We start from the raw sequence: 20,781 nt of genomic DNA on the forward strand, positions 1-20,781 counted from the left end.
GTCACGAATCTCGCAGCACTTTCCGGATGAAGTCCTCTCCGCTTACGGCTAAACCCGCGCACAATCCAATAAGGGGCTCTGGCGCCGCTTCATGCTCGTCCAGCTCGCAATCCGCGACATCGTTCTGATCGACAAGCTCGAGTTGACCTTCTCCGCCGGGCTCACCGTCCTCACGGGCGAGACCGGTGCGGGCAAGTCGATCCTGCTCGACGCCTTCGCCCTGGCCTTGGGCGGGCGCGGCGACGGCGGTCTCGTGCGACAGGGCGAGGCGCAGGGCGGCGTCACCGCCGTGTTCGACGTTCCCCTCGACCATCCCGCGCGCGCCGTCGCGACGGCGGCCGAGATCGACACCGATGGCGACCTCATCCTGCGCCGCACTCAGTTCGCCGACGGGCGCACCCGCGCCTTCGTCAACGACCAGCCGGTGGGCGTACAAACCATGCGGGCAATCGGCACGGCGCTCGTCGAGATCCACGGCCAGCACGACGACCGGGCGCTCGCCGATCCCACCACCCACCGCGCCATCCTCGACGCCTTCGGCGGCCTCCAGGGACCGCTGAACCAAGTCGCCGCCGCAGCCAAACGCGTGCGCACTGCGCGCTCGACCCTGTCCGAGCAGCGCGCGCGGGTCGAGGCGGCGCAGAAGGAGGCCGACTTCCTGCGCCACGCGCTGGAGGAACTCGGCACCCTCGATCCGCAAGTGGGTGAGGAGGCGACGCTCGCCGAGCGCCGCACGGTGATGCAGCAGGGCGAGAAGGTGGCGCGCGAGCTGAACGAGGCGCTCGACCTCGTCGGCGGCTCCGGCTCGCTGGTGCCGCACCTGTCCTCCGCTGTGCGCCGCCTGGAACGACGCAGCGCCACGGTTCCGACCCTGGTCGACCCGAGCATCGCCGCTCTCGATGCCGCCCTCGTTGCGCTGGACGAGGCCCGTGCCACCCTCGACGCCGCGGTTCTCGCGGCCGAGTTCGATCCGCGCGAGCTGGAGCGGGTCGAGGAGCGCCTGTTCGCCCTGCGCGCCGCCTCGCGAAAGTATTCGGTCCCGGCCGACGACCTTGCCGATCTGCGCAGCCGCTACGACGCGGATGTCGCCGCTCTCGATGCCGGCGAACAGGCGCTCGTGGGGCTCGAAGCCGAACTTGAAGCGGCGGAGGCGGCCTACACTCAGGCCGCCAAGAAGCTCGGCGACGGCCGGCGAAAGGCGGCGAAAGCCCTCGACGCGGCAGTGCAGGCCGAGCTTCCGCCGCTGAAGCTGGAAGGCGCCCGCTTCATCACCCAGATCACTGTGGACGAGGCCTCGCGCGATGCTGCGGGCACGGAGCGCGTCGAGTTCTGGGCGCAGACCAATCCCGGCACCCGCGCCGGGCCGATGATGAAGGTTGCCTCCGGCGGCGAGCTTTCACGCTTCATGCTGGCTCTCAAGGTGGTGCTCGCCGGCAAGGGCTCGGCGCCGACCCTGATCTTCGACGAGATCGATACGGGCCTCGGCGGCGCGGTGGCCGATGCCATCGGCGCGCGGCTCGGACGCCTCTCGGAGCAGGTCCAAGTGGTGGCCGTGACGCATGCCCCGCAAGTTGCCGCCCGCGCCTCGACGCATTTCCGCATCGCCAAGGACAGCGTGAAGGGGAGCACGACCAAGGGCGCGGAGAGGGGGGCCGATCGGGTCACGACGCGGGTGGTCGGGCTCGCGGCGGATGCGCGCCGGGAAGAGATCGCCCGGATGCTGGCCGGCGCCACCGTCACCGACGAGGCCCGCGCGGCGGCGGCGCGGCTGCTTCAGGGAGCGGAGGGCTGAGCCTCCGGCGCAGCGTCATTTTCTGACAAGCCGGCGCCACCTTTCGGGACGATGCACTAATCGCCCTCGTCGAGCTCGATCCCGTATTCCGCCAGCACCCAGAAGATCGCCTCCAGATCGTCGGCGGTCACGTCGCGCGGCGGCAGTGCCTCTTCGAGGTCGTCATAGGTCAGCGAGCGGCGGCGCTCCGCATCCGCCTTGGCGAGCAGGCGATCGACCGTCATGCGGATGTCGGCCGGCAGGGCGTCGTGGCTCGGCAGCACGATCCCGCCGGCCGGGCGCAAGGCGTCGCTGAGCAGGCGATCGATGATCGCCTGCCGCCGCGCGTGAGCTCCGTCCGAACTGTCCATGCCACGGAATATGGACCGGCGCGGGCGCGCGTCGAGTCTCTCTCGGCCGCCGTCTTTCGTTACTCCTTACCCACCGACATCAGCAGGCGCTCGGTGCGGGCATCCTCGATGCGGTTGAGCATACGGCGCCCCTCGTGGACGTCGCGGAGCGTCTTGGTGGCGGTGATGCAAGACTGAACCAGCATCACCGTGCCCATGGCGAGATAGCCCTTCATCCAGAAGTCCAGGGGCATGAACAGGATGCCGAATCCGACCAGCGCGGCGGAGGCGAAGAAGGAGGCTTGGGTGAAGACAACCCAGGCGCCGGTATGCTGCGCATTCTCTTGGGACATGGTGCGATTCCTTCGAGAGGGGTTCGGGGTGACGGCGGATCAGGCGGAGGCAGAGCGGACGGCTTCGACGCGGCTGCGCAGGCGGGCGAGCACATCGCCGGAGGAGGGGCGCGTCCGTGGGCCGTATCCCTCGCGTTCGAGGCGGTCGGCGATGGTCTCTTCGGGGGTCTCGATCGCGACCAGCGCCTCATCGGTCGCTGTCGCCTCGGCCTGGATCCGCTGAAGCCGAGCCAGGGTCGCCTCGGCTTGCCTGAGGTTGGCACGCTCGCCCACGCTCTCCGTCAGGCGGAGACGGCGGACGGCCTCGGACGCTGCCGCCACCCGCCGCCCTCGCTCCAGAGCCGCTTGGCGCCGCGTCGCGTCGGCGAGCACGGCGCGCAGCCGGGCCACCTCCCCGGAGAAAGTCGCCCGCGCGGTGCGCAGGGCATCTCGCTCCGTCTCAAGGCTTGCGATCGCCTCAGCCGCCTCGCGGGCCAGATCCTCGCGACCTGCCGCAAGGGCAGCGACGGCGCGAGACTCCAGATCGGCGGCGCGCGCCTCGACCTCCGCCAGCCGTCGCGCCTCCGCACTGTCCCCGGCTATGGCTGCGGCCAGCGTCCGACGGCCGCGCTCCAGATCGGCGGCCGTCTCGCGGATCTGCTGATCGAGCACGAGGAGGGCGTGGCGGTCACGGGCTTCCTCGCAGGCCTGCGCGGCCGCACCGCGGGCGAGAGTTCGAAACAGCGTCAACATGGCATCGCTCCTGTGGCATGACCGCTTCGTCACGCCCCCAGGGATGCGCCCGGTTTGCACAGTGTACAAGTGATCTTTTGCACGCCGTGCAATCGATAGCCCGGCCTTCGGCTTTCCCTGGCAGGTCAGTGCGCGCCCCGCCAGCCTTCGAGTGACACGGAATCGAGGGAGCTGAGTGCTCCGGCCTCAATCCTGAACGGCTAGTTCCGCCGCCTTGGCGATGCGCACCGGAATCGCCTTGGCCGCGGGGACCTTCGCTTGCGCGTCGTGATGCCAGAGCGGAATCAGCACATTCAGCTCCGGATAGTATCCGGCGCAATTGCCCTCGGGGATGTCGTATTTGACGATCCTCAGGCCCTTCACCTCGCGGGCGAACTCGTCGGCGGCCTCTGTCACGACATCGACCGTCTCGCCGTCCGCGAGTTGCAGGCGCTCAATGTCGTTCTCGTTCATGAACAGGATCTGCCGCGTGCCTTTCACGCCGCGGAAGCGGTCGTGATATCCGTAGATCGTGGTGTTGAACTGGTCGTTCGAACGCAGTGTGATGAGGTCGAGCACGTCGCGCCGATCGCTCTTCATGTCCGGGTCCATGTCGAGCCCGTCCGGCGGCACGACGAAATTCGCCTTGCCGGTCGGCGTTTCCCACTTGCGCTCGCGGGCGGCGAGCGGCTTGTGCAGCCCGCCGGGTTCGAACAGGCGCGCGTTGAAGTCCTTGAATTTCTCCGGGTAGGTCGCCTCGATGGCGTCGCGAACTTTGGCATAGTCGCCGACCCAAGCGTCCCAATCGACCTTCGGATTGGGGGGCAGCGTCGCCTTGGCGAGTTGCGCCACGATCCAGGGCTCGGAACGGACATGCTCGCTGATCGGCGAGGCCACGCCCCGTGAGCCGTGGAAGCAGGAGGTCGAATCCTCCATCGACACGGCCTGCGGGCCGCTCGCCTGGTCGTCGATCTCGATGCGGCCGAGGCAGGGGAGGATGTAGGCGATCTCGCCGTGGACGAGATGCGAGCGGTTGAGCTTTGTCGAGACCTGTACAGTGAGCCGGAGCCCGCGCCACGCCTCCTCCATCCGCCGCGTGTCGGGGACCGCACGGATGAAGTTGCCGCCGAGCCCGAAGAACGCTTTCACTTTGCCGGAGAGAACGCCCTCGCAGGTTTCGACCGTGTTCATCCCCTTCTCACGGGGCGGCTCGAAGCCGTACATCTCCTTGAGCTTGTCGAGCGGCACCAGCGACGGCTCGTCGGCAATGCCGACGGTGCGCTGGCCCTGTACGTTGGAGTGGCCGCGCACGGGGCAGATACCGGCGCCGGGACGGCCGATATTGCCGCGCAGGAGCAGCAGGTTGACAAACATCTGCACCGTCTCGGTGCCGCGGCGGTGCTGGGTCAGGCCCATGCCGTAGATGCCGATCACCGCCCGCGCGCGGGCGTAGACGGCAGCGGCGGCCTCCATGCCCTCGCGTTTCAGTCCGGACTTCGCCTCCAGCGACGGCCATTCGAGCCGGTCGCAGAATTTTTCGAATTTTTCGAAGCCATGCGTGTGCTCACCGATGAAATCGATGTCGAGGGCCCGTGGGCGCCCCTCATCCTGCGCCTGCCGGTCCATGGCGAACAGCGCCTTGCAGATCCCGGCAATCGCCGCGATGTCGCCGCCCGCCTTCACCTGATGGTACTGGGTCGAGATCTGAGTCGAGGAATGCGTCAGCATCTCGATGGGGGATTGTGGGTTGGTGAAGCGCTCGAGCCCACGCTCCCGTAGCGGGTTGAATGTGATGATCGGAACGCCCCGGCGCCGGGCATCCTGCAGCGGGTGTAGCATCCGCGGCGAATTCGAGCCGACGTTTTGGCCGAAGAACAGGATCAGGTCGGTGGCCTCGAAATCCTCCAGCACTGTCGTCCCGACCGGCACGCCGATCGATTGTGGCAGCGCCTTCGAGGTCGACTCGTGGCACATGTTGGAGGAGTCGGGCAGGTTGTTGTTGCCGTACATGCGCGCGAACAGCGCGTACATGTAGCTGGTCTCCAGAGAGGCCCGGCCCGAAGAGTAGAACACCGCTCCCTTGGGATCGGTCTCGCGCAGCGTCTTCAGCTCGCGGCCGATCTCCTCGAAGGCCTCCTCCCAGGAAACGGGAAGGTAGCGGTCGCGCTGCGGATCGTAGCGCAGCGGATGGGTGATACGCCCCTTTTCCTCCAAGTCGTAATCGGCCCAGGTCAGAAGCTCGGTGACCGAGTGGCGCTCGAAGAAGTCGGGGCGGACCCGCTTGCGGGTCTGCTCCCAGGCGGTCGCTTTGGCGCCGTTCTCACAATACTCGAAGGTCGAGGGTTTGGCCGGCTTCGACCACGCGCAGGACACGCACATGAAGCCGCCCGGCTTGTTCTGCTTCATCAGCATCGCCGCACCGGAGGCCGGAATCTCCTCGCGGGTCAGAATGTCGACGAGGGACCGGGCCGAACCCCATCCGCCAGCCGGGTCGGTATAGGCTTCGATTTTCTCGTCGGGCATGGCCGGGCTCGCTGCGCGTGAACCTTCGGCCAACATCCGCATCAAACACGCGGTTCCGCCCGTGCGACGATGCCTACGGTGCCGTGAGGAACGTCTCGCAGCTACTGGTCGGCGAAAGGCTCCGCCCCGGGAGCATCCGGGTTCATGCCCTCCACCGGGCTGCGGCTGCGGCGAGGCCGCGGCGGCGTGTTTGAGGCGGTCGGGGTTGCGGTATTGGCGCCGAGCCGCGCCGCCAGGGCGATCGCCCGCGCCTCGGTGAAGCGCAAGTGGCAGTAGCCGTGCGCTCCCTCGCGAGCGTAGGTCCGGCAGGCCTGCTCGCGGTCGGAGGAAAAGGCCGCCTGCTCCTGCACGATCGGACGCATGTCACCGCCGCGCGCCCGCTGGCTCATGATCTTGTAATTGTCGCGCACCGCCTTGTCGGCGATACCGCGGGCGGTGTCGAACTCGCCCGCCTGCGGGATCAGGCTCGCCGCAGCGGGCCCCCACAGGCCCGTCGGCGTCGTCTCGCAATCGGCCGCCGTGAAGGTGCAGGCCGATCCCGCGCCCAGCGGCGTGGCGAGCACGCTGCCGTCGAGGATCTCGAAGCGCAGAGGGCACTCGGCACTCGCCGCCGAGAAGCGGGAAACACCCTGTGCGCGCCCCTCCGGGCTCAGCGGCATCGGCTTGCCGCCATTGAGCTTGACCGTGCAGTTCTCGGTCGGCTGCGAGATCTTGGTGCCCGGCAAAGTCATCTGGGCGGTGTAGGCCGATCCGCTCCGCTCGATCTTCAGGGAGCCGTTCAACCCGTTCAGCAGCAGGTCCTGACCCGCGACGTTGTCCTCGGCCGGCACCCGCAGCACCACCGGCTGGCGCGGCTGGGCCGGAACGCTCGGCCGCGTCTCGGCGCCTTCGCCCGGCGGAGGAGAGCCCGGCTCCGCGGGTTGCGGCGGCGGCTGCACGGGCACGTTGCGCGGCGGTTGCGGGGGACGGGCCGCCCGCCCGATTCCGAACAGCTCCTCGAAAAAGTTTTGCGCGTGCGCGGGTGTGGCCGCGACCCCGGTCAGGCCAGCGAGCGCGAGCAACGCCGCCGTCGCGACGCGCGACGGACGAGCCTTCTTCGCGAAAACCCTCTCGGAGACGGGCAGGAACATCAGGCGGTCGGCCTCCCGGTTGGGCGCTCCTTCATGGGCGCTCTCGTCAGGCACCGTCCTCACGACGGGCCATGCACCGGTGTCCTAGCATGCCACCCGTGGCGCGGACGTGGCAGCCTGGCAACAAACAAGTCTTTCTCGGGAAGCCGAAATCGGAAAAGGCCACAGGGCGGTGGAGGATGACCACCGTCGCTCAACCGTTCGGCGCGCGTTCTTGCGGCGGCGTAGCCGTCTTCTTATATGCGGCGGGACACGGGACGAAGCCTGGGAAGCACAACCCGCAAGGGCGATGCGCTTCGGATCCATCCCGTTCTCAAACATGATGTTTTGTACCGCCATGGGTCGAGCTGCTTCGGGGCTCGGCGGTCTGCTTGAAAAATCCAACAGAGGGATCCCACCATGGGTAAAGTAATCGGTATCGACCTCGGCACCACCAATTCCTGCGTGGCCGTCATGGAAGGCACGCAGCCGCGGGTCATCGAGAATGCGGAAGGCGCCCGCACCACCCCGTCCATCGTCGCCTTCACCGACGACGGGGAGCGCCTCGTCGGCCAGCCGGCCAAGCGGCAGGCCGTGACCAACCCGGAACGCACCTTCTTCGCGATCAAGCGTCTGATCGGCCGGACCTACGACGATCCGCTGACGCAGAAGGACAAGGGCCTCGTGCCCTACAAGATCGCCCGCGGCGACAACGGCGACGCCTGGGTCGAGGCGGACGGCAAGAAGTACTCGCCCTCGCAGATCTCGGCCTTCACCCTTCAGAAGATGAAGGAGACCGCCGAGTCGCATCTCGGTCAGCCGGTGACGCAGGCCGTCATCACCGTCCCCGCCTACTTCAACGACGCCCAGCGCCAGGCCACTAAGGATGCCGGCAAGATCGCCGGCCTCGAGGTGCTGCGCATCATCAACGAGCCGACGGCCGCCGCGCTCGCCTACGGCCTCGACAAGAAAAAGTCCGGCACGATCGCGGTCTACGACCTCGGCGGCGGCACCTTCGACGTGTCGATCCTCGAGATCGGCGACGGCGTGTTCGAGGTGAAGTCGACGAACGGCGACACCTTCCTAGGCGGCGAGGACTTCGACAACCGTGTGGTCGAGTACCTCACCAGCGAGTTCAAGAAGGAGCAGGGCATCGACCTGACCAAGGACAAGCTCGCCCTCCAGCGCCTCAAGGAGGCCGCCGAGAAGGCGAAGATCGAGCTGTCCTCGGCCACGCAGACCGAGATCAACCTGCCCTACATCACCGCCGACGCCTCCGGCCCGAAGCACCTCGCGCTGAAACTCAGCCGCGCGAAGTTCGAGTCGCTCGTCGACGACCTCGTGCAGCGCACGATCGAGCCCTGCCGTAAGGCGCTCAAGGATGCCGGCGTCTCTCCTGCCGAGATCGACGAGGTGGTGCTCGTCGGCGGCCAGACCCGCATGCCCAAGGTGCAGGAGGTCGTCAAAGCGTTCTTCGGCAAGGAGCCCCACAAGGGCGTCAACCCGGACGAGGTCGTCGCCATCGGCGCCGCAGTCCAGGCCGGCGTGCTCCAGGGCGACGTGAAGGACGTGCTGCTCCTCGACGTGACCCCGCTCTCGCTCGGCATCGAGACGCTGGGCGGCGTGTTCACCCGCCTGATCGATCGCAACACCACGATCCCGACCAAGAAGTCCCAGGTCTTCTCGACGGCCGAGGACAACCAGAACGCGGTCACCATCCGGGTCTTCCAGGGTGAGCGCGAGATGGCGGCCGACAACAAGCTGCTCGGCCAGTTCGATCTCGTCGGCATTCCGCCGGCGCCTCGCGGCATGCCGCAGATCGAGGTGACCTTCGACATCGACGCCAACGGCATCGTGAACGTCACGGCCAAGGACAAGGCGACGAACAAGGAGCATCAGATCCGCATCCAGGCCTCGGGCGGTCTCTCCGACGCCGACATCGAGAAGATGGTCAAGGACGCCGAGGCCAATGCCGAGGCCGACAAGAAGCGCCGCGAGCTGGTCGAGGTGAAGAACCAGGGCGAGAGCCTGATCCACGCCACCGAGAAGTCGGTCGCGGAGTACGGCGACAAGGTCTCGGCCGCCGACAAGGGTGCCATCGAGTCCGCCATCACCGCCCTGCGCTCCGCGCTCGAGGGTGAGGACGCCGAGGGTATCAAGGCCAAGACCAACGACCTGATGCAGGCCTCGATGAAGCTCGGCGAGGCGATGTACGCCGCCTCCCAGGCCGAGGGCGCGCCGGGCGCCGACGGCGCTGCGGCTTCGGGCGAGAAGAAGGACGACGTCATCGACGCCGACTTCCAGGAAGTGGACGAGAACGAGCGCAAGAAGCGCGCGTAAGTCCGCAACGTCGATTCGGGAGCGGTGCACCAGCGCCGCTCCCGACAAATTTTCATTCGTCAGCGGCACGGACGGCTTGATCCTCGAGCATAGCTCGGGGATCAACCATGCCGGGCGTCCGATAGAAGCGAAGGTCGATCCGGCCTGTCCCGTTCGAGTCGGGAGGCGGATCGCGGCGCGGCCGAAGCCTGGCACCACAGCCGGCAGCCGGCGCGAACGAGAGGCTCCAGAGGCCGGGAATGTCGAAGCGGGACTATTACGAGGTCTTGGGCGTCGCGAAGACGGCCTCGGAGAGCGAGCTGAAGGTCGCCTTCCGCAAGCTGGCCATGGTGCATCATCCGGACCGCAATCCCGGCGACAAGGAAGCCGAGATCAAGTTCAAGGAAGTCAACGAGGCCTATCAGTGCCTCGCCGACGGCCAGAAGCGCGCCGCCTACGACCGCTTCGGCCACGCCGCGTTCAGCCAGGGCGGGGCGGGCGGGCCCGGATTCGGCAACGAGTTCGGCGACTTCATGTCGGACATCTTCGAGAACTTCTTCGGGGATGGACGCGGGGCGCCGGGCGGCGGGCGCGGACGCGGCGGCGCGCCGGGCCGCGAGCGCGGCGCGGACCTGCGCTACAACCTCGAAATCAGCCTCGAAGAGGCCTTTGCCGGCAAGACGGAAACCATCCGCATCCCGACCTCCATCGCCTGCGAGACCTGCTCGGGGACGGGGGCCAAGGCCGGCTCGAAGCCGCGGACCTGCTCGACCTGCGGCGGCTACGGTCGGGTGCGGGCGGCGCAGGGCTTCTTCGCCATCGAGCGGACCTGCCCGAACTGCCACGGCCGCGGCGAAGTCGTGGACGATCCCTGCCCCTCCTGCTCCGGCGCCGGCCGTGTCAACCGCGAGCGGACCCTGTCGATCAACGTGCCGGCAGGCGTCGATGACGGCCTGCGCATCCGCCTCGCGGGCGAGGGCGAGAGCGGCCTGCGTGGCGGACCGCCGGGCGACCTCTACGTCTTCCTCTCGATCAAGCCGCATCCGTTCTTCCAGCGCGACGGAGCCGACCTGTTCTGCCGCGTGCCGATTTCGATGGTGACGGCGGCGCTCTCGGGCGAAATCACCGTGCCGGTGATCGACGGGTCGCAGACGCAGGTGCGCATCCCGGCCGGCACGCAGACCGCCAAGCAGTTCCGCATCAAGGGCAAGGGCATGCCGGTGCTCCGCTCGCGGGAGGTCGGCGACCTCTACATCCAGGTCTCGGTGGAAACGCCGCAGAACCTCACGAAGCGCCAGCGCGAGCTGCTGCAGGAGTTCGACCAGAGCGCCTCCGACGAGAATCACCCGGAGAGCGCCGGATTTTTCTCCAAGGTGCGTGACTTCTTCGTGAGCGGTTCGACACGGGCGTGATCCGCTCCGTGCTTGCGGGATCAAACCCGCCGCTCCGCCGGTTATGACCGCGGCTCATCGCTGCGGTCATGTGCCCGACGCCGTCCAGCGAAGCTTGACTGCCCGCGGGTTTTCGTCGTCTAGCCTGTCCCAACCATGATGAGCCGAGGACCTTCGGACGTGCCGCCGCTTCGCCGTTCCAGTGCCCGAGCCGTCGCCGCCGCACGCGTCATCCGGGAGCGCAAGGACCCCCTGGAGGACGAGGCGCGCTTCCTGCGCTCCTGGTTCGAGCGCCCGCTCGTCACCGGTGCGGTGACGCCATCCGGCCGGATGCTGGCACGCACCATGGCCGCCTACGCCGACCCGAACGTCGCTGGCCCCGTGATCGAGCTGGGGCCGGGCACAGGTCCGGTGACCGAGGCCCTCATCCGCCGCGGCTTCGATCCAGAACGCCTCGTCCTCGTCGAGTTCAATCCCGATTTCTGCACGCTGCTGCGCCGACGCTTCCCCGGCGTAACCGTGATCTGCGGCGACGCCTACCGGATCCGCGAGACGCTGCGCGACAAGCTCGACGGCCCTTGCGCGGCGACGATCTCGAGCCTGCCGCTGTTCACCAAGCCGCTGGAGCAGCGCCTCGACCTTCTCCAAGGTGCCCACGACCTGATGCATCCGGGCGCACCCTTCGTGCAGTTCACCTACGCGGTGGTGCCGCCGATCCCGGCCAAGTGCGAGGCGGGCAGCTACACAGCGAGCCGCTCCAACAAGGTCTGGCTCAACCTGCCTCCGGCCCGCGTTTGGGTCTATCGGCGCCCCGAGCCGAAGACCGGCGCCGTCTGACGTTCAGGACGTGGCCCGAATGGGCCGAAATGCGTGCCGGCGACGACGTGCACGGCCGACGAGCTTCCGGACATAGACCGCGACCGAGCAACCAGGCGTCCCATTGCGACAACGGGCCGGCAGTATCCGGATTGCAGCCTGATTCGCGATCATGCACGTCCTTGTTTCTCATTGTACGGATTCCGCTCAGTACACATTCATCCGGTGGCTTCTAGCTTCGCTCTCAAGGCCGTCAGAACGGCCCGATGAACGGAGGTCATACGATGTCGGAACCATCCTCACCGCGTCGCTCTCGCTTCGCGCTCGCCGCCCTCGCGCTGATGGCCGGCGGCCTCTTCGGCGGGGGCATCGCCAACGCCGCCCCGCTCGCACCGGCCCCGGCGACGGCTCTGGCCTCGGAGGCGGCGGTCGAGACGGTGCAGTGGCAGCACCACCATTTCGGTCATCGCCACCATCCTCGCCACTGGAGTCATCGCCACCACCATCACGGGCATTGGGGTCATCACCGCCGCCATTGGGGCCATCGTCACCATGGCTGGGGCCACCGCCATCACCACCACGGCCACTGGGGGCATCGCCGCCACTGGGGCCACCATCATCACTGGTAGGCACAGCGAACGTTGAAGCGGTCGGAGGAGGCGACAGCCTCATCCGGCCCTCTCGCCACGACGGAATTCTCTGCTCTCACGCCTGGCGGAGACGCAGACGCCTGCAAGGCAACTGCACGTGTCGGCCGAGTGGTCCGGACATCGCGACGACCGCAACCCGCTCAGCCGAGACGGTCCTTCACGGGCTCGCACGCGGCTGGTGCGGTTACACCGATCCGAAAGGCGTCCCGCAGAGCCGTCTCGGCTCGCTCGGCGGCGGCGTTGTTCGCCGCATGGACCACGCCGATGGGATCGCCTGTCTCCAGCCGTGCGCCGCGCCCTACGAGGCCGGTGAAGCCGACACCCGGATCGATCGTGTCCTGCGGCCGGGTTCGGCCGCCGCCGAGGCCGATCACAGCGAGACCGATGGCGCGCGTCTCGATGCTCTCGACGACGCCCGATGCTTGCGCCATCACCGGCCGCACGACGGGCACCCGCGGCAGGTACCGGTCGGTTGCCTCGACGAAGTCGCTTGGCCCGCCGAGCGCAGCCACCATCCGCGAAAACACCTCGCAGGCGCGCCCCGATTCGAGCGCTGCCGTCAGCCGCTCTTCTGCCTGGGCAACATCCGCGGCGAGGCGGCCGATCACGAGCATCTCGGCGGCCAGCGCCAGGGTCACCGCGTGGAAATGCGGCTCGCGGGCGCGGCCGGTGAGGTAATCGACGGCGTAGGCCACCTCGACCGCATTGCCCGCGCAGGAGGCCAAAGGCGCGTCCATGTCGGTGACGAGGGCGCGGGTGCGAAGCCCCGCGGCGTTGGCGACGGTGACGATGCTCTCGGCCAAGGCCCGCGCCTCGGCGCGGCCCGCCATGAAGGCGCCCGAGCCGGTCTTCACGTCCATGACGAGCCCCTGGAGACCCGCCGCGAGTTTTTTCGAGAGGATCGACGCGGTGATGAGGTCGAGGGACTCGACCGTCCCGGTCACGTCGCGGATGGCATAGAGGCGCCGATCGGCCGGCGCGAGGTCGGCGGTCTGGCCGATGATGGCGCAGCCGGCCTCAGTCGTGACATGCCGGAAGCGGTCGAGACCCGGCGCCACGTCGTAGCCCGGGATGCTCGCGAGCTTGTCCAGCGTGCCGCCGGTATGGCCGAGGCCGCGCCCGGAGATCATCGGCACGTAGCCGCCGCAGGCCGCCACCATCGCGGCGAGCGGCAGGCTCACCGTGTCGCCGACGCCGCCGGTCGAGTGCTTGTCGAGGACGGGGCCGGGCAAGTCCCATGCGAGCACGGTGCCCGAATGGGTCATGGCACGGGTCAGCGCCACGCGCTCGTCGAGGCAGAGGCCGCGGAAGAACACCGCCATGGCAAACGCTGCGGCCTGCCCCTCGGTGACCTGATCCTGCACTAGGCCCTCGATGAAGCCGGCGATGTCGGCCTCCGACAGGGCGCGCCCGTCGCGCTTGTCGCGGATGATCTCCTGGGGAAGCCTCACGGGGCGGCCTCCAGGGCGCGGACGAGATCGGCATGGAGCGCGCTTGCCCCGATCCGGAAGGTTTCTGGACTCGCCCAATCCGGCCCCATGATCCGGTCGGCCAGCGCGAGATAGGCGCCCGCATCCTCGACCCGGCGCAAGCCGCCGGAAACCTTGAGCCCCGCGGGCCGGTCGGCGTGCGCGCGGATCGCCTCCAGCATGATCTCGGCGGCGGGCAGCGTGGCCGAGACGGGCGTCTTGCCGGTGGAGGTCTTGATGAAATCGGCGCCGGCCTCGAGCGACAGGTGGCTCGCCCGTTCGATCAGCGTCGGCTCTTCGAGTTCGCCGGTCTCCAGGATCACCTTGAGGAGCCGGCCGGCGCAGGCGTCGCGCACGGCCAAGACCATCGCGCGGGCGGTCTCCGCATCGCCGCGCATCAGCGCGCGATAAGGCAGGACGAGGTCGATCTCGTCGGCGCCATCGGCGAGGGTGGCGAGGGTGTCCGCGACCGCCAGCTCCACCACCTCGCCGCCCTCCGGGAAGTTGATCACCGTGGCGACCCGCACATCGCTGCCGCGAAGCGTCCGAACGGACCCTGCGACGAAATCCGGCCAGACGCAGACGGCCGCGACCCCGCTCCCGCGGGCCTTTTCGCAGAGTCCCGCGACCGCGGCGGCGGTGCAGGTGTCGCTCAGATCGGTGAGGTCGAGCAGTGGCAGGGCGCGCCGGGCCAGATCCGCCCTGGCTTGGACCGCATCCTGCGGGGTGAGGGGAACTGGAGCGGTCATCCGCGGTCCTTACGCTTCGGGCAGGCGGCCGGCGAACACGGCGGCGAGCCGGGCGAGATCCGCCCCGGCCCGGGCCGCGACGGCCTTGGTCTCGGCATGGTGGGGGTCACCCCCCGCAATTCCCGCCGCGAGGTTGGTCACCACCGAAATCGCAGCCACGGGAAGACCCAGGAACCGAGCGAGGATCGTTTCGGGCACGGTGGACATGCCGACGAGGTCCGCGCCGAGGATCCCGGCCATGCGCACCTCGGCTGGGGTCTCGAAGCTCGGACCGGAGAACCACGCATAGATACCTGACGACAGCGGCAGCCCGATCTCCTCCGCCGCCGCACTCAGGTGCGCACGCAGACCGGCGTCGTAGGCCTCCGTCATCGGCACGAAGCGGGCGTCTCTCGCCTCGCCGATCAGCGGGTTGAGGCCCGACAGGTTGATGTGGTCGGCCAGCATCACGAGCCGGCCGGGGCCGATCTCCGGTCTCAGCGAACCGGCGGCATTGGTGAGCAGGAGCCTCCTTGCGCCGAGTGCCCGCGCCGCGGCGAGCGGGATGCGCATGGCCGCGGCGTCGCCGCGCTCGTAGGCGTGGGCTCGTCCCTCGAAGACGAGCACCGGTCGGCCGGCGAGGCGTCCGCGATACAATCGACCGCCATGGCCGCTGACGCCGGGGGCGGGAAATCCGGGGATCGCCGCGTAGGCGACGCTGCGGCGGTCCTCCACCGCCTCGACCAGGGCGCCGAGCCCGGTCCCCGTGACGATCGCCAGGGCATAGGGCCCGGCGAAGCCCTCCGCCCGCAGATGGGCGATCGCCGCGTCTTCAGGCGCCATGGACAAGATGCTCCGGACCGAAAGAGGCGGGCAGCAACTGTTCCAGCGTGTAATGAGACCGCAGGCCATCGAGTCCGGCCGAGTGGATCGGCGTGCCGGGGCCCGCGAATTCACGAATCCGCTGGCGGCAGGCGCCGCAGGGCGTGACCGGCTCCGGGCTATCGGCCTGCACGAGGATTGCACGGATGCGTCGGCCGCCGGCCGCGATCATCGCAGCGATCGCGCCGGCCTCGGCACAGGTGCCGACCGGATAGGCGGCGTTCTCGACGTTGCAGCCGGCATGGATATGTCCGGCCTCATCCACCAGCGCGGCACCGACACGGAAGCCGGAATAGGGCGCGTGCGCTCGGCGACGCACCACATCGGCGGCTTCGAACAGGGCATCGAGATCGGGTTCGGTCACGGACAATCCCGGAGCGACGTGAGGCGCAGGGTTCGTTTGGCCCGAGGGCGGGGGCATGTCGAGGGGCATACCATCGACAGAGCCGTGCGGGGCTTCTAAGGCAGGTCGAGCGCGCGCGGGCGCGGCACCGGGAGCCCACACAATGCTCGGACGCTTCGATCGAGGATCGGCCGGCGGCGAAGCCAAGGTCGAGTACGGTGACGGCACCATGCGGGTGGTCAAGCCCGGCACCTACGTACGCTGCGCGGTGACCGGCGAGCCGATCCCGCTCGATGCCCTGCGCTACTGGAACGTCGATCGCCAGGAGGCCTACGCCACCCCCGAGGCCGCGATGCAGCGGCTGAAGGAGATCGGCGCGGCCCGTTGAGGGCGCGGCTCTCCGTCCGTGGACCACCTCGACCGACTTTGTCGGCCTCGGCCTGCTGGCATGGCGGACGGTGCTGACCGATCGCAGCTATGCGCTGCGCGAAACGGCGGCTACGCGTCGGCGCGCCGTGTACCGTCGGCATCGAACGACTTCCAGGCCCTGCCATTGAGCGTCAGGCGTCAGGCGCGTGGGAATGCCATCGCGAGCTGCTGGCGAATGCTCTCCTCGTCGGCGAAGGCGAGAGCGACCCGTAGCACCCGCACCGCCGCGCGCGCCTCTGGGGGAAGACGGACGGCATCCTTCTCCGTCGTGACGAGGCCGGCACCCTCGCGCGCGGCGAGGGCCGACAGAGCCGTCAGATCCTCTGGCCGAAAGGAATAGTGATCGGGAAAATCCCGCTCCGCCACGATCTCGGCCCCTAGGCGCCGAAGCGTCTCGAAGAATTTCTGCGGGCGTCCGATCCCGGCGAAGGCGACGACGCGGCTCCCGACCCAATCCGGCCCTGCCTCGGGCACGAGATGGGCGCGGTGGACCGGGAGGCTCCGCTGTTCCGCCTCCCTCGCCAGAGCTGCACCCGGCTCGCCCTCGCCGACAAGCACAAGGCCGGCGACGTGCGGCCATTGCCGGGCCAGCGCAGCCCGCAGCGGCCCGGCAGGGAAGGGCAGGCCGTTGCCGACACCCGAGCCGCCATCGACCACCGCCAGCGAGAGGGTTTTGGTAAGGCTCGGATTCTGCAGGCCGTCGTCCATGACGATCACGTCGGCGCCGGACGCGGCACAGAGGCGGGCGCCGGCCGGTCGGTCGCGGGCGACGATGGTGGTTCCCGCCCGTGCCAGGAGCAGAGGTTCGTCGCCGACCTCCGCTGCCGCGTGCCAGGCGGGATCGACGACCAGCGGTCCGGCGAGTCGGCCGCCATAGCCGCGGCTGAGGAAGGCAGGCGCCCGGCCGGTTTCGCGCAGGAGGCCGGCCAGCGCCAATGCCGTCGGAGTCTTGCCGGCACCGCCGAGGGTGAAGTTGCCGACGCACAGGACCGGGCAGGGCGGCGGCGCGCCGGCTCGATCCATCCGGTCGGCGGTCAATCCGCCGTAGAAGCGGCCGGCGGGGGCCAGCAGCCGGGCGAGCGGGTGCGAGGGCGGCCGGGACCAGAAGCCGGGCGGGCGCATCGCGGCCTCAGTCGCGCTCGCGCGCGGACAGCTTCATCTGCGCGACGTAGGGTTCGAGTACCGCGAACGTGCGTGCCACTGCGCCCTCGAATGGCCGGAGCGCCGTCTGCCCCTTGGCACACATCACCGCCAGCGCCCGCGGATCGGCGACGAGCTCGCCCACGGCCGTCAGCAGCGCCGCCTCGTCCGCCACCATGCGCGCCCCGGCCGCGGCGTCGAGCGCGCCGTAGGGCTCGTGGAAGTTGTCGGTGTGGGGTCCGTGCAGGATCGCACTGTCCAGGCGCACCGGCTCGATCGGATTCTGGCCTCCGTGCGGCACCAACGAGCCGCCGAGGAAGACGAGCGGGCAGAGCCGATAGAAGAGGCCGAGTTCACCCAGGGTATCGGCGACGTAGAGATCGATGGCTGGCAGCGGGCGCCCGCCCTTGGACCTCCGGCTCACCCGCAGGCCGGCGGCGGCGCCGATTCGGGACACCTCCTCGCCTCGGCGTGGATGGCGCGGCACGATTACTGTCAGCAGACGCGGAAATCGCTCCTTCAGGCCGGCATGAACGCGGGCGATCACCTCGTCCTCGCCGGGATGAGTGCTGGCTGCGACCCAGATTGGCCGGTCACCGATCATGTCGCCGAGATAGGCAAGCTGCTGGGAGTCGGCGGGTGGCACCGCCGAATCATATTTGAGATTGCCGACAACGTTGATGCGGGGCGCGCCGAGCCGGGCGAAGCGTTCTCCGTCCTCCCGGGTCTGAACGAGACAAACCGCGATCCGTGCCAACAGCGCCCGAGCGGTGTCGGGTGAGCGCGTCCAGGCCTTGAACGAGCGTTCCGACATCCGACCGTTGACGAGCACCAGCGGGATGCCTCGGCGGTGAAGCGAGATGATGGTGTTGGGCCAGATCTCGGATTCGGCGACGATGGCCAGATCCGGCCGCCAATGCGCGAGGAAGCGCTCGATCCAGCGCGGCGCGTCGAGCGGCATGTACTGGTGCACGGCGCCGGCCGGCAGGCGCTTGCTCAGCAGGTCGGCCGCACTGCGCGTGCCGGTGGTGACGAGGACCGAGCAGCCGCGGGCGATCATGCCCTCGATCAGGCCGACGAGGGAGAGCGCCTCGCCGATGCTCGCTCCGTGCATCCAGACGAGATGTCCCACCGGCCGCGCCCGTCCGGGCAGGCCGCGGCGCTCCGGAAGCCGCCCCGGATCCTCCTTGCCCCGACGCGAACGCCACGCCAGCAGGCCCGCCACGGCGGGCTCACCGAGATAGAGCCCGTAGCGATAGGCGCGCAGCGCGACGGGAAGCTTCGGCACCCTCATGCCGGACTGCCCTGCGACGCGGCCGCCGGAACGCCGCCAACCCGGTCCGGCCGGCCGACGAGGGTGTAGGCGCGGTCGTGGACCCGGTTCAGCTCGGCCTGCACCCGGTGGCGCAGGGCGTCGATCTCCTCGGGCGAGACCTCGCGTGGGACGAAGGTCGCCTCGCCGAACACCATGGCGCCGCGGCCGAAGGGCAGACCGAGGCAGGCCCGGTCCCAGGAATTGAAGCGGATGTGCCGGCTCGTCACCACCGCGACAGGCACGATGGGGCAGCCGGAGAAGCGGGCGAGCATGATGATCCCGGCATCGCACACGCGGGAGACCTTCGGCACGTCGGCGGAGAAGGCGACGGTTTCGCCGCCCTTCAGCGCCCTGACCATCGCCCGCAGCCCCTCGGCGCCGCCCTTGGCGCGGGCGTCCTTGACCACGCGCCCACGGGCACCGGAGGCGCGCATCACCCGTACGCCCATCCGCGTCAGGGCCATGGTGTTGATATTGCCGTCGGGCGAGCGCGAGATGATCGTGGCGACCCGGTCCTGCGGCCGGCGCATGAAGGAGATCATGATGTGCTGGCCGTGCCACATCGCCGCGATGAACGGCCCGTGGGCGTCGAGCCGCGCATAAGCATCCGCCGGCTCGATGGCGAAGCGGTTCGTGCGCCGGACGAGCCGCAGATAGCCCGAGGCCACATGGCTGAGCACCCACTGCACGCCCGGCTTGCGGCCGACGGTCTTGATCAGGCCCATGGCTTCCGACCGCTCTGTCCCGATTCGCTCGTCGACCGACCGGTTCGCCTCGCGGGTCGAGCCGGCCGGACCGGCGGCTGTCTAGCCCCGACCATGTGGCGGACGCAACGGAGCTGGTGCTTTTGTTTAACTTAAGCTGGTTTCCGGCCTTGTCCGGCCGGACATCCCCTCGGTGCGGCAAACTGCCCGATATTGACGCCGGCACGTGTTGCCGCGAAGCGGAACGACGCATGTTCCGTCTTGTCCACCTCACCGACCCCCATGTCGGGCCGCTGCCGCGGCCGCGCCTGCGCCAGCTTCTCAGCAAGCGGGCGACCGGCTACGTGAACTGGCGGCGGGGCCGCGGGCGCCACCACGACATGGACCTGCTCGGTGCCCTCGTCGCCGATCTGCACGGCCAGGGTGCCGACCACGTCGCCTGCACGGGCGACCTGTGCAATCTCGGTCTTCCAGACGAGTGGGAGAGCGCCCGGCTCTTCCTGGAGGCGCTTGGACCGTCCGACCGGGTCAGCTTCGTGCCGGGCAACCACGACGCCTATGTCCGCGGCTCGCTGGAGGGGCTGCTTGCTGCCTGCGGGGGCTGGACGGAAGCCGATGACGGGCAGATCCGCCTCTTCCCCTACCTGCGGCGGCGCGGGCCGCTCGCCCTGGTCGGACTGTCCTCAGCGATCCCGACGAAGCCCTTCGTGGCGAGCGGGCGCCTCGGCCCGGTGCAGATCGAGGCGGCCGAGCGCCTGTTGCGCGACCTTGCGGCGGCGCCGGACCGGCCCTGCCGGGTGGTGATGATCCACCACCCGCCCCATCCGGGCGGAGCGGCCTCGGGACGGGAATTGAAGGACGCCGCCGCCTTCGCCGCGATGATCGGACGGGCCGGGGCCGATCTGATTCTGCATGGGCACAACCATGTCGGCACCGTGGCCCAGATCACCGGGCCGGAAGGACGGCCCGTGCCGGTGGTGGGCGCGCCCTCGGCCTCCGCACGCACGCTCCTCACGAACCGGCGCGCTTCCTACTACCTCTACACGGTCACGCCCGGTGCAAACGGCTTCCGGATCGCCGTGACCGAGCGTGGCCTCGACGCGGCGGGTGGCATCGGCGAGCTGTCGGGCTTCGACATCGAGATGCCGCCCGCGGACCGGATCGGAATCGTTCATCGGCGCCGCTTGCGCCGACCCTGATTCCGCCCCGACCTTCTCCGGTCAGATCGCGCCCATCTTCGACAGGCCGCTGGCTCGGGGCAGCGGACGCAGCAGGCTCTTCACCTGCGAGAACGGCCGCGGCCGGTTGATCACTTCGTCGAGGCGCGACCACAGCGTCTTGGGCGAGAACGGCTTGGCGATGATCTCGTTGACGCCGAGCGCGATCGCCCGGTCGACGACGTTGCGGCGCGGCTGAGCCAGCATGAGGATGATCGGCACCGTCGGCGAGGGTGAGGTGGCGGGCGTGCGGGCAAGCCGGATGAACTCCTCGCCCGACAGGATTGCCAAATCCCAATCGATAATCGTGAGGTCTGGCTTGCTCTCGGCGAGCACGCCGAGCGCTTCCGCGCCGTCGGGCGCCTCAAGCACGCGCTTGATGCCGACGCGCATCAGCATGTCGCGCACGATGCGGCGGATGTAGAGGCTCTCGTCCACGACAAGGGCAGAGAGGTCCGGGAAAGTCGGAGTTGCGATCATCGGCGGCCGGCGCCCGGTTCAGATCCGGAGCGTTTCGCGGCGAGTCTTACGCCCTGTCCGGTTTGCGTTTCCCTAAAGCGG

General features: G+C 69.1%; 20 protein-coding genes. 7 read left to right on the forward strand and 13 right to left on the reverse strand.

The features are described from left to right. Nucleotides 1–91: 91 nt before the first annotated feature. Nucleotides 92–1,792 (forward strand): DNA repair protein RecN, encoded by a 1,701-nt coding sequence (gene recN, locus FHU13_RS22115; RefSeq protein ID WP_183438003.1) that lies wholly within the window; start codon nucleotides 92–94, stop codon nucleotides 1,790–1,792. A 56-nt stretch (nucleotides 1,793–1,848) separates the two neighbouring features. On the opposite strand, the gene FHU13_RS22120 is transcribed toward recN, so the two are convergent. The 5 genes from FHU13_RS22120 to FHU13_RS22140 form a co-directional block, all read right to left on the reverse strand. Next, nucleotides 1,849–2,142, reverse strand: coding sequence for an RNA polymerase sigma factor region1.1 domain-containing protein (locus FHU13_RS22120; protein ID WP_012254285.1), 294 nt, complete (start codon nucleotides 2,140–2,142; stop codon nucleotides 1,849–1,851). A gap of 59 nt (nucleotides 2,143–2,201) precedes the next feature. Next, the gene (locus tag FHU13_RS22125) at nucleotides 2,202–2,474 is read right to left on the reverse strand and encodes a YiaA/YiaB family inner membrane protein (RefSeq protein WP_183438004.1); all 273 of its coding nucleotides are present in this window, start codon (nucleotides 2,472–2,474) and stop codon (nucleotides 2,202–2,204) included. A 39-nt stretch (nucleotides 2,475–2,513) separates the two neighbouring features. After that, nucleotides 2,514–3,206 carry a PspA/IM30 family protein gene (locus tag FHU13_RS22130; protein ID WP_183438005.1) on the reverse strand — a complete coding sequence of 231 codons (693 nt, stop codon included), beginning with the start codon at nucleotides 3,204–3,206 and terminating at the stop codon, nucleotides 2,514–2,516. Nucleotides 3,207–3,392: 186 nt separating this feature from the next. Further along, the gene (locus FHU13_RS22135; protein ID WP_183438006.1) at nucleotides 3,393–5,708 is read right to left on the reverse strand and encodes an FdhF/YdeP family oxidoreductase; all 2,316 of its coding nucleotides are present in this window, start codon (nucleotides 5,706–5,708) and stop codon (nucleotides 3,393–3,395) included. A 101-nt stretch (nucleotides 5,709–5,809) separates the two neighbouring features. Next, a complete protein-coding gene (locus FHU13_RS22140) occupies nucleotides 5,810–6,838 on the reverse strand; it encodes a hypothetical protein (RefSeq protein WP_183438073.1) in 1,029 nt (342 codons plus the stop codon). Between the two features lie 399 nt (nucleotides 6,839–7,237). Between FHU13_RS22140 and dnaK the strand changes: the two genes are divergently transcribed. The 4 genes from dnaK to FHU13_RS22160 all read left to right on the forward strand — a co-directional run bounded on the left by dnaK (nucleotide 7,238) and on the right by FHU13_RS22160 (nucleotide 11,972). Next, nucleotides 7,238–9,157: a molecular chaperone DnaK gene (gene dnaK / locus FHU13_RS22145; protein ID WP_183438007.1), complete on the forward strand. Its 1,920-nt coding sequence runs from the start codon at nucleotides 7,238–7,240 to the stop codon at nucleotides 9,155–9,157. 239 nt (nucleotides 9,158–9,396) lie between these two features. Then, on the forward strand, nucleotides 9,397–10,548 hold the full coding sequence (dnaJ, locus tag FHU13_RS22150) for a molecular chaperone DnaJ (RefSeq protein ID WP_183438008.1): 1,152 nt from the start codon (nucleotides 9,397–9,399) through the stop codon (nucleotides 10,546–10,548). Nucleotides 10,549–10,707: 159 nt separating this feature from the next. Then, complete coding sequence (locus tag FHU13_RS22155) at nucleotides 10,708–11,364, forward strand: class I SAM-dependent methyltransferase (RefSeq protein WP_183438009.1); 657 nt, start codon at nucleotides 10,708–10,710, stop codon at nucleotides 11,362–11,364. Between the two features lie 263 nt (nucleotides 11,365–11,627). Then, on the forward strand, nucleotides 11,628–11,972 hold the full coding sequence (locus FHU13_RS22160) for a hypothetical protein (RefSeq protein WP_183438010.1): 345 nt from the start codon (nucleotides 11,628–11,630) through the stop codon (nucleotides 11,970–11,972). A gap of 161 nt (nucleotides 11,973–12,133) precedes the next feature. On the opposite strand, the gene deoA is transcribed toward FHU13_RS22160, so the two are convergent. Genes deoA through FHU13_RS22180 form a run of 4 tightly spaced genes read right to left on the reverse strand, consistent with a single transcriptional unit; the run spans nucleotide 12,134 to nucleotide 15,436 of the window. Further along, the gene (deoA, locus tag FHU13_RS22165; RefSeq protein WP_183438011.1) at nucleotides 12,134–13,444 is read right to left on the reverse strand and encodes a thymidine phosphorylase; all 1,311 of its coding nucleotides are present in this window, start codon (nucleotides 13,442–13,444) and stop codon (nucleotides 12,134–12,136) included. Beyond that, entirely contained in the window at nucleotides 13,441–14,211 is a 771-nt protein-coding gene (gene deoC / locus FHU13_RS22170) for a deoxyribose-phosphate aldolase (protein WP_183438012.1), read from the reverse strand. Before deoC ends, deoA begins: the two co-directional genes overlap by 4 nt. A 9-nt stretch (nucleotides 14,212–14,220) precedes the next feature. Then, entirely contained in the window at nucleotides 14,221–15,033 is an 813-nt protein-coding gene (locus FHU13_RS22175) for a purine-nucleoside phosphorylase (protein ID WP_183438013.1), read from the reverse strand. Further along, nucleotides 15,023–15,436, reverse strand: coding sequence for a cytidine deaminase (locus FHU13_RS22180; RefSeq protein WP_183438014.1), 414 nt, complete (start codon nucleotides 15,434–15,436; stop codon nucleotides 15,023–15,025). The genes FHU13_RS22175 and FHU13_RS22180 overlap by 11 nt, the downstream gene beginning before the upstream one ends. A gap of 142 nt (nucleotides 15,437–15,578) precedes the next feature. On the opposite strand from FHU13_RS22180, the gene FHU13_RS22185 reads away from it, so the two are divergent. After that, a complete protein-coding gene (locus FHU13_RS22185) occupies nucleotides 15,579–15,803 on the forward strand; it encodes a DUF2093 domain-containing protein (protein ID WP_183438015.1) in 225 nt (74 codons plus the stop codon). Nucleotides 15,804–15,982: 179 nt separating this feature from the next. Here FHU13_RS22185 and lpxK read toward each other — a convergent pair whose 3' ends face one another. Genes lpxK through FHU13_RS22200 form a run of 3 tightly spaced genes read right to left on the reverse strand, consistent with a single transcriptional unit; the run spans nucleotide 15,983 to nucleotide 19,024 of the window. After that, nucleotides 15,983–16,966, reverse strand: a complete 984-nt coding sequence (lpxK, locus tag FHU13_RS22190) for a tetraacyldisaccharide 4'-kinase (RefSeq protein ID WP_183438016.1) — start codon at nucleotides 16,964–16,966, stop codon at nucleotides 15,983–15,985. Between the two features lie 7 nt (nucleotides 16,967–16,973). Continuing rightward, nucleotides 16,974–18,278, reverse strand: coding sequence for a 3-deoxy-D-manno-octulosonic acid transferase (locus FHU13_RS22195; RefSeq protein ID WP_183438017.1), 1,305 nt, complete (start codon nucleotides 18,276–18,278; stop codon nucleotides 16,974–16,976). Continuing rightward, nucleotides 18,275–19,024 carry a lysophospholipid acyltransferase family protein gene (locus FHU13_RS22200; RefSeq protein WP_183438018.1) on the reverse strand — a complete coding sequence of 250 codons (750 nt, stop codon included), beginning with the start codon at nucleotides 19,022–19,024 and terminating at the stop codon, nucleotides 18,275–18,277. The genes FHU13_RS22195 and FHU13_RS22200 overlap by 4 nt, the downstream gene beginning before the upstream one ends. Nucleotides 19,025–19,254: 230 nt before the next feature. On the opposite strand from FHU13_RS22200, the gene FHU13_RS22205 reads away from it, so the two are divergent. After that, entirely contained in the window at nucleotides 19,255–20,202 is a 948-nt protein-coding gene (locus tag FHU13_RS22205; protein WP_183438019.1) for a metallophosphoesterase, read from the forward strand. A gap of 21 nt (nucleotides 20,203–20,223) precedes the next feature. Here FHU13_RS22205 and FHU13_RS22210 read toward each other — a convergent pair whose 3' ends face one another. After that, nucleotides 20,224–20,700, reverse strand: a complete 477-nt coding sequence (locus FHU13_RS22210) for a response regulator (protein ID WP_108940816.1) — start codon at nucleotides 20,698–20,700, stop codon at nucleotides 20,224–20,226. Between the last annotated feature and the right edge of the window lie 81 nt (nucleotides 20,701–20,781).

Source organism: Methylobacterium sp. R2-1 (genome assembly GCF_014191355.1).
Classification (GTDB): domain Bacteria; phylum Pseudomonadota; class Alphaproteobacteria; order Rhizobiales; family Beijerinckiaceae; genus Methylobacterium.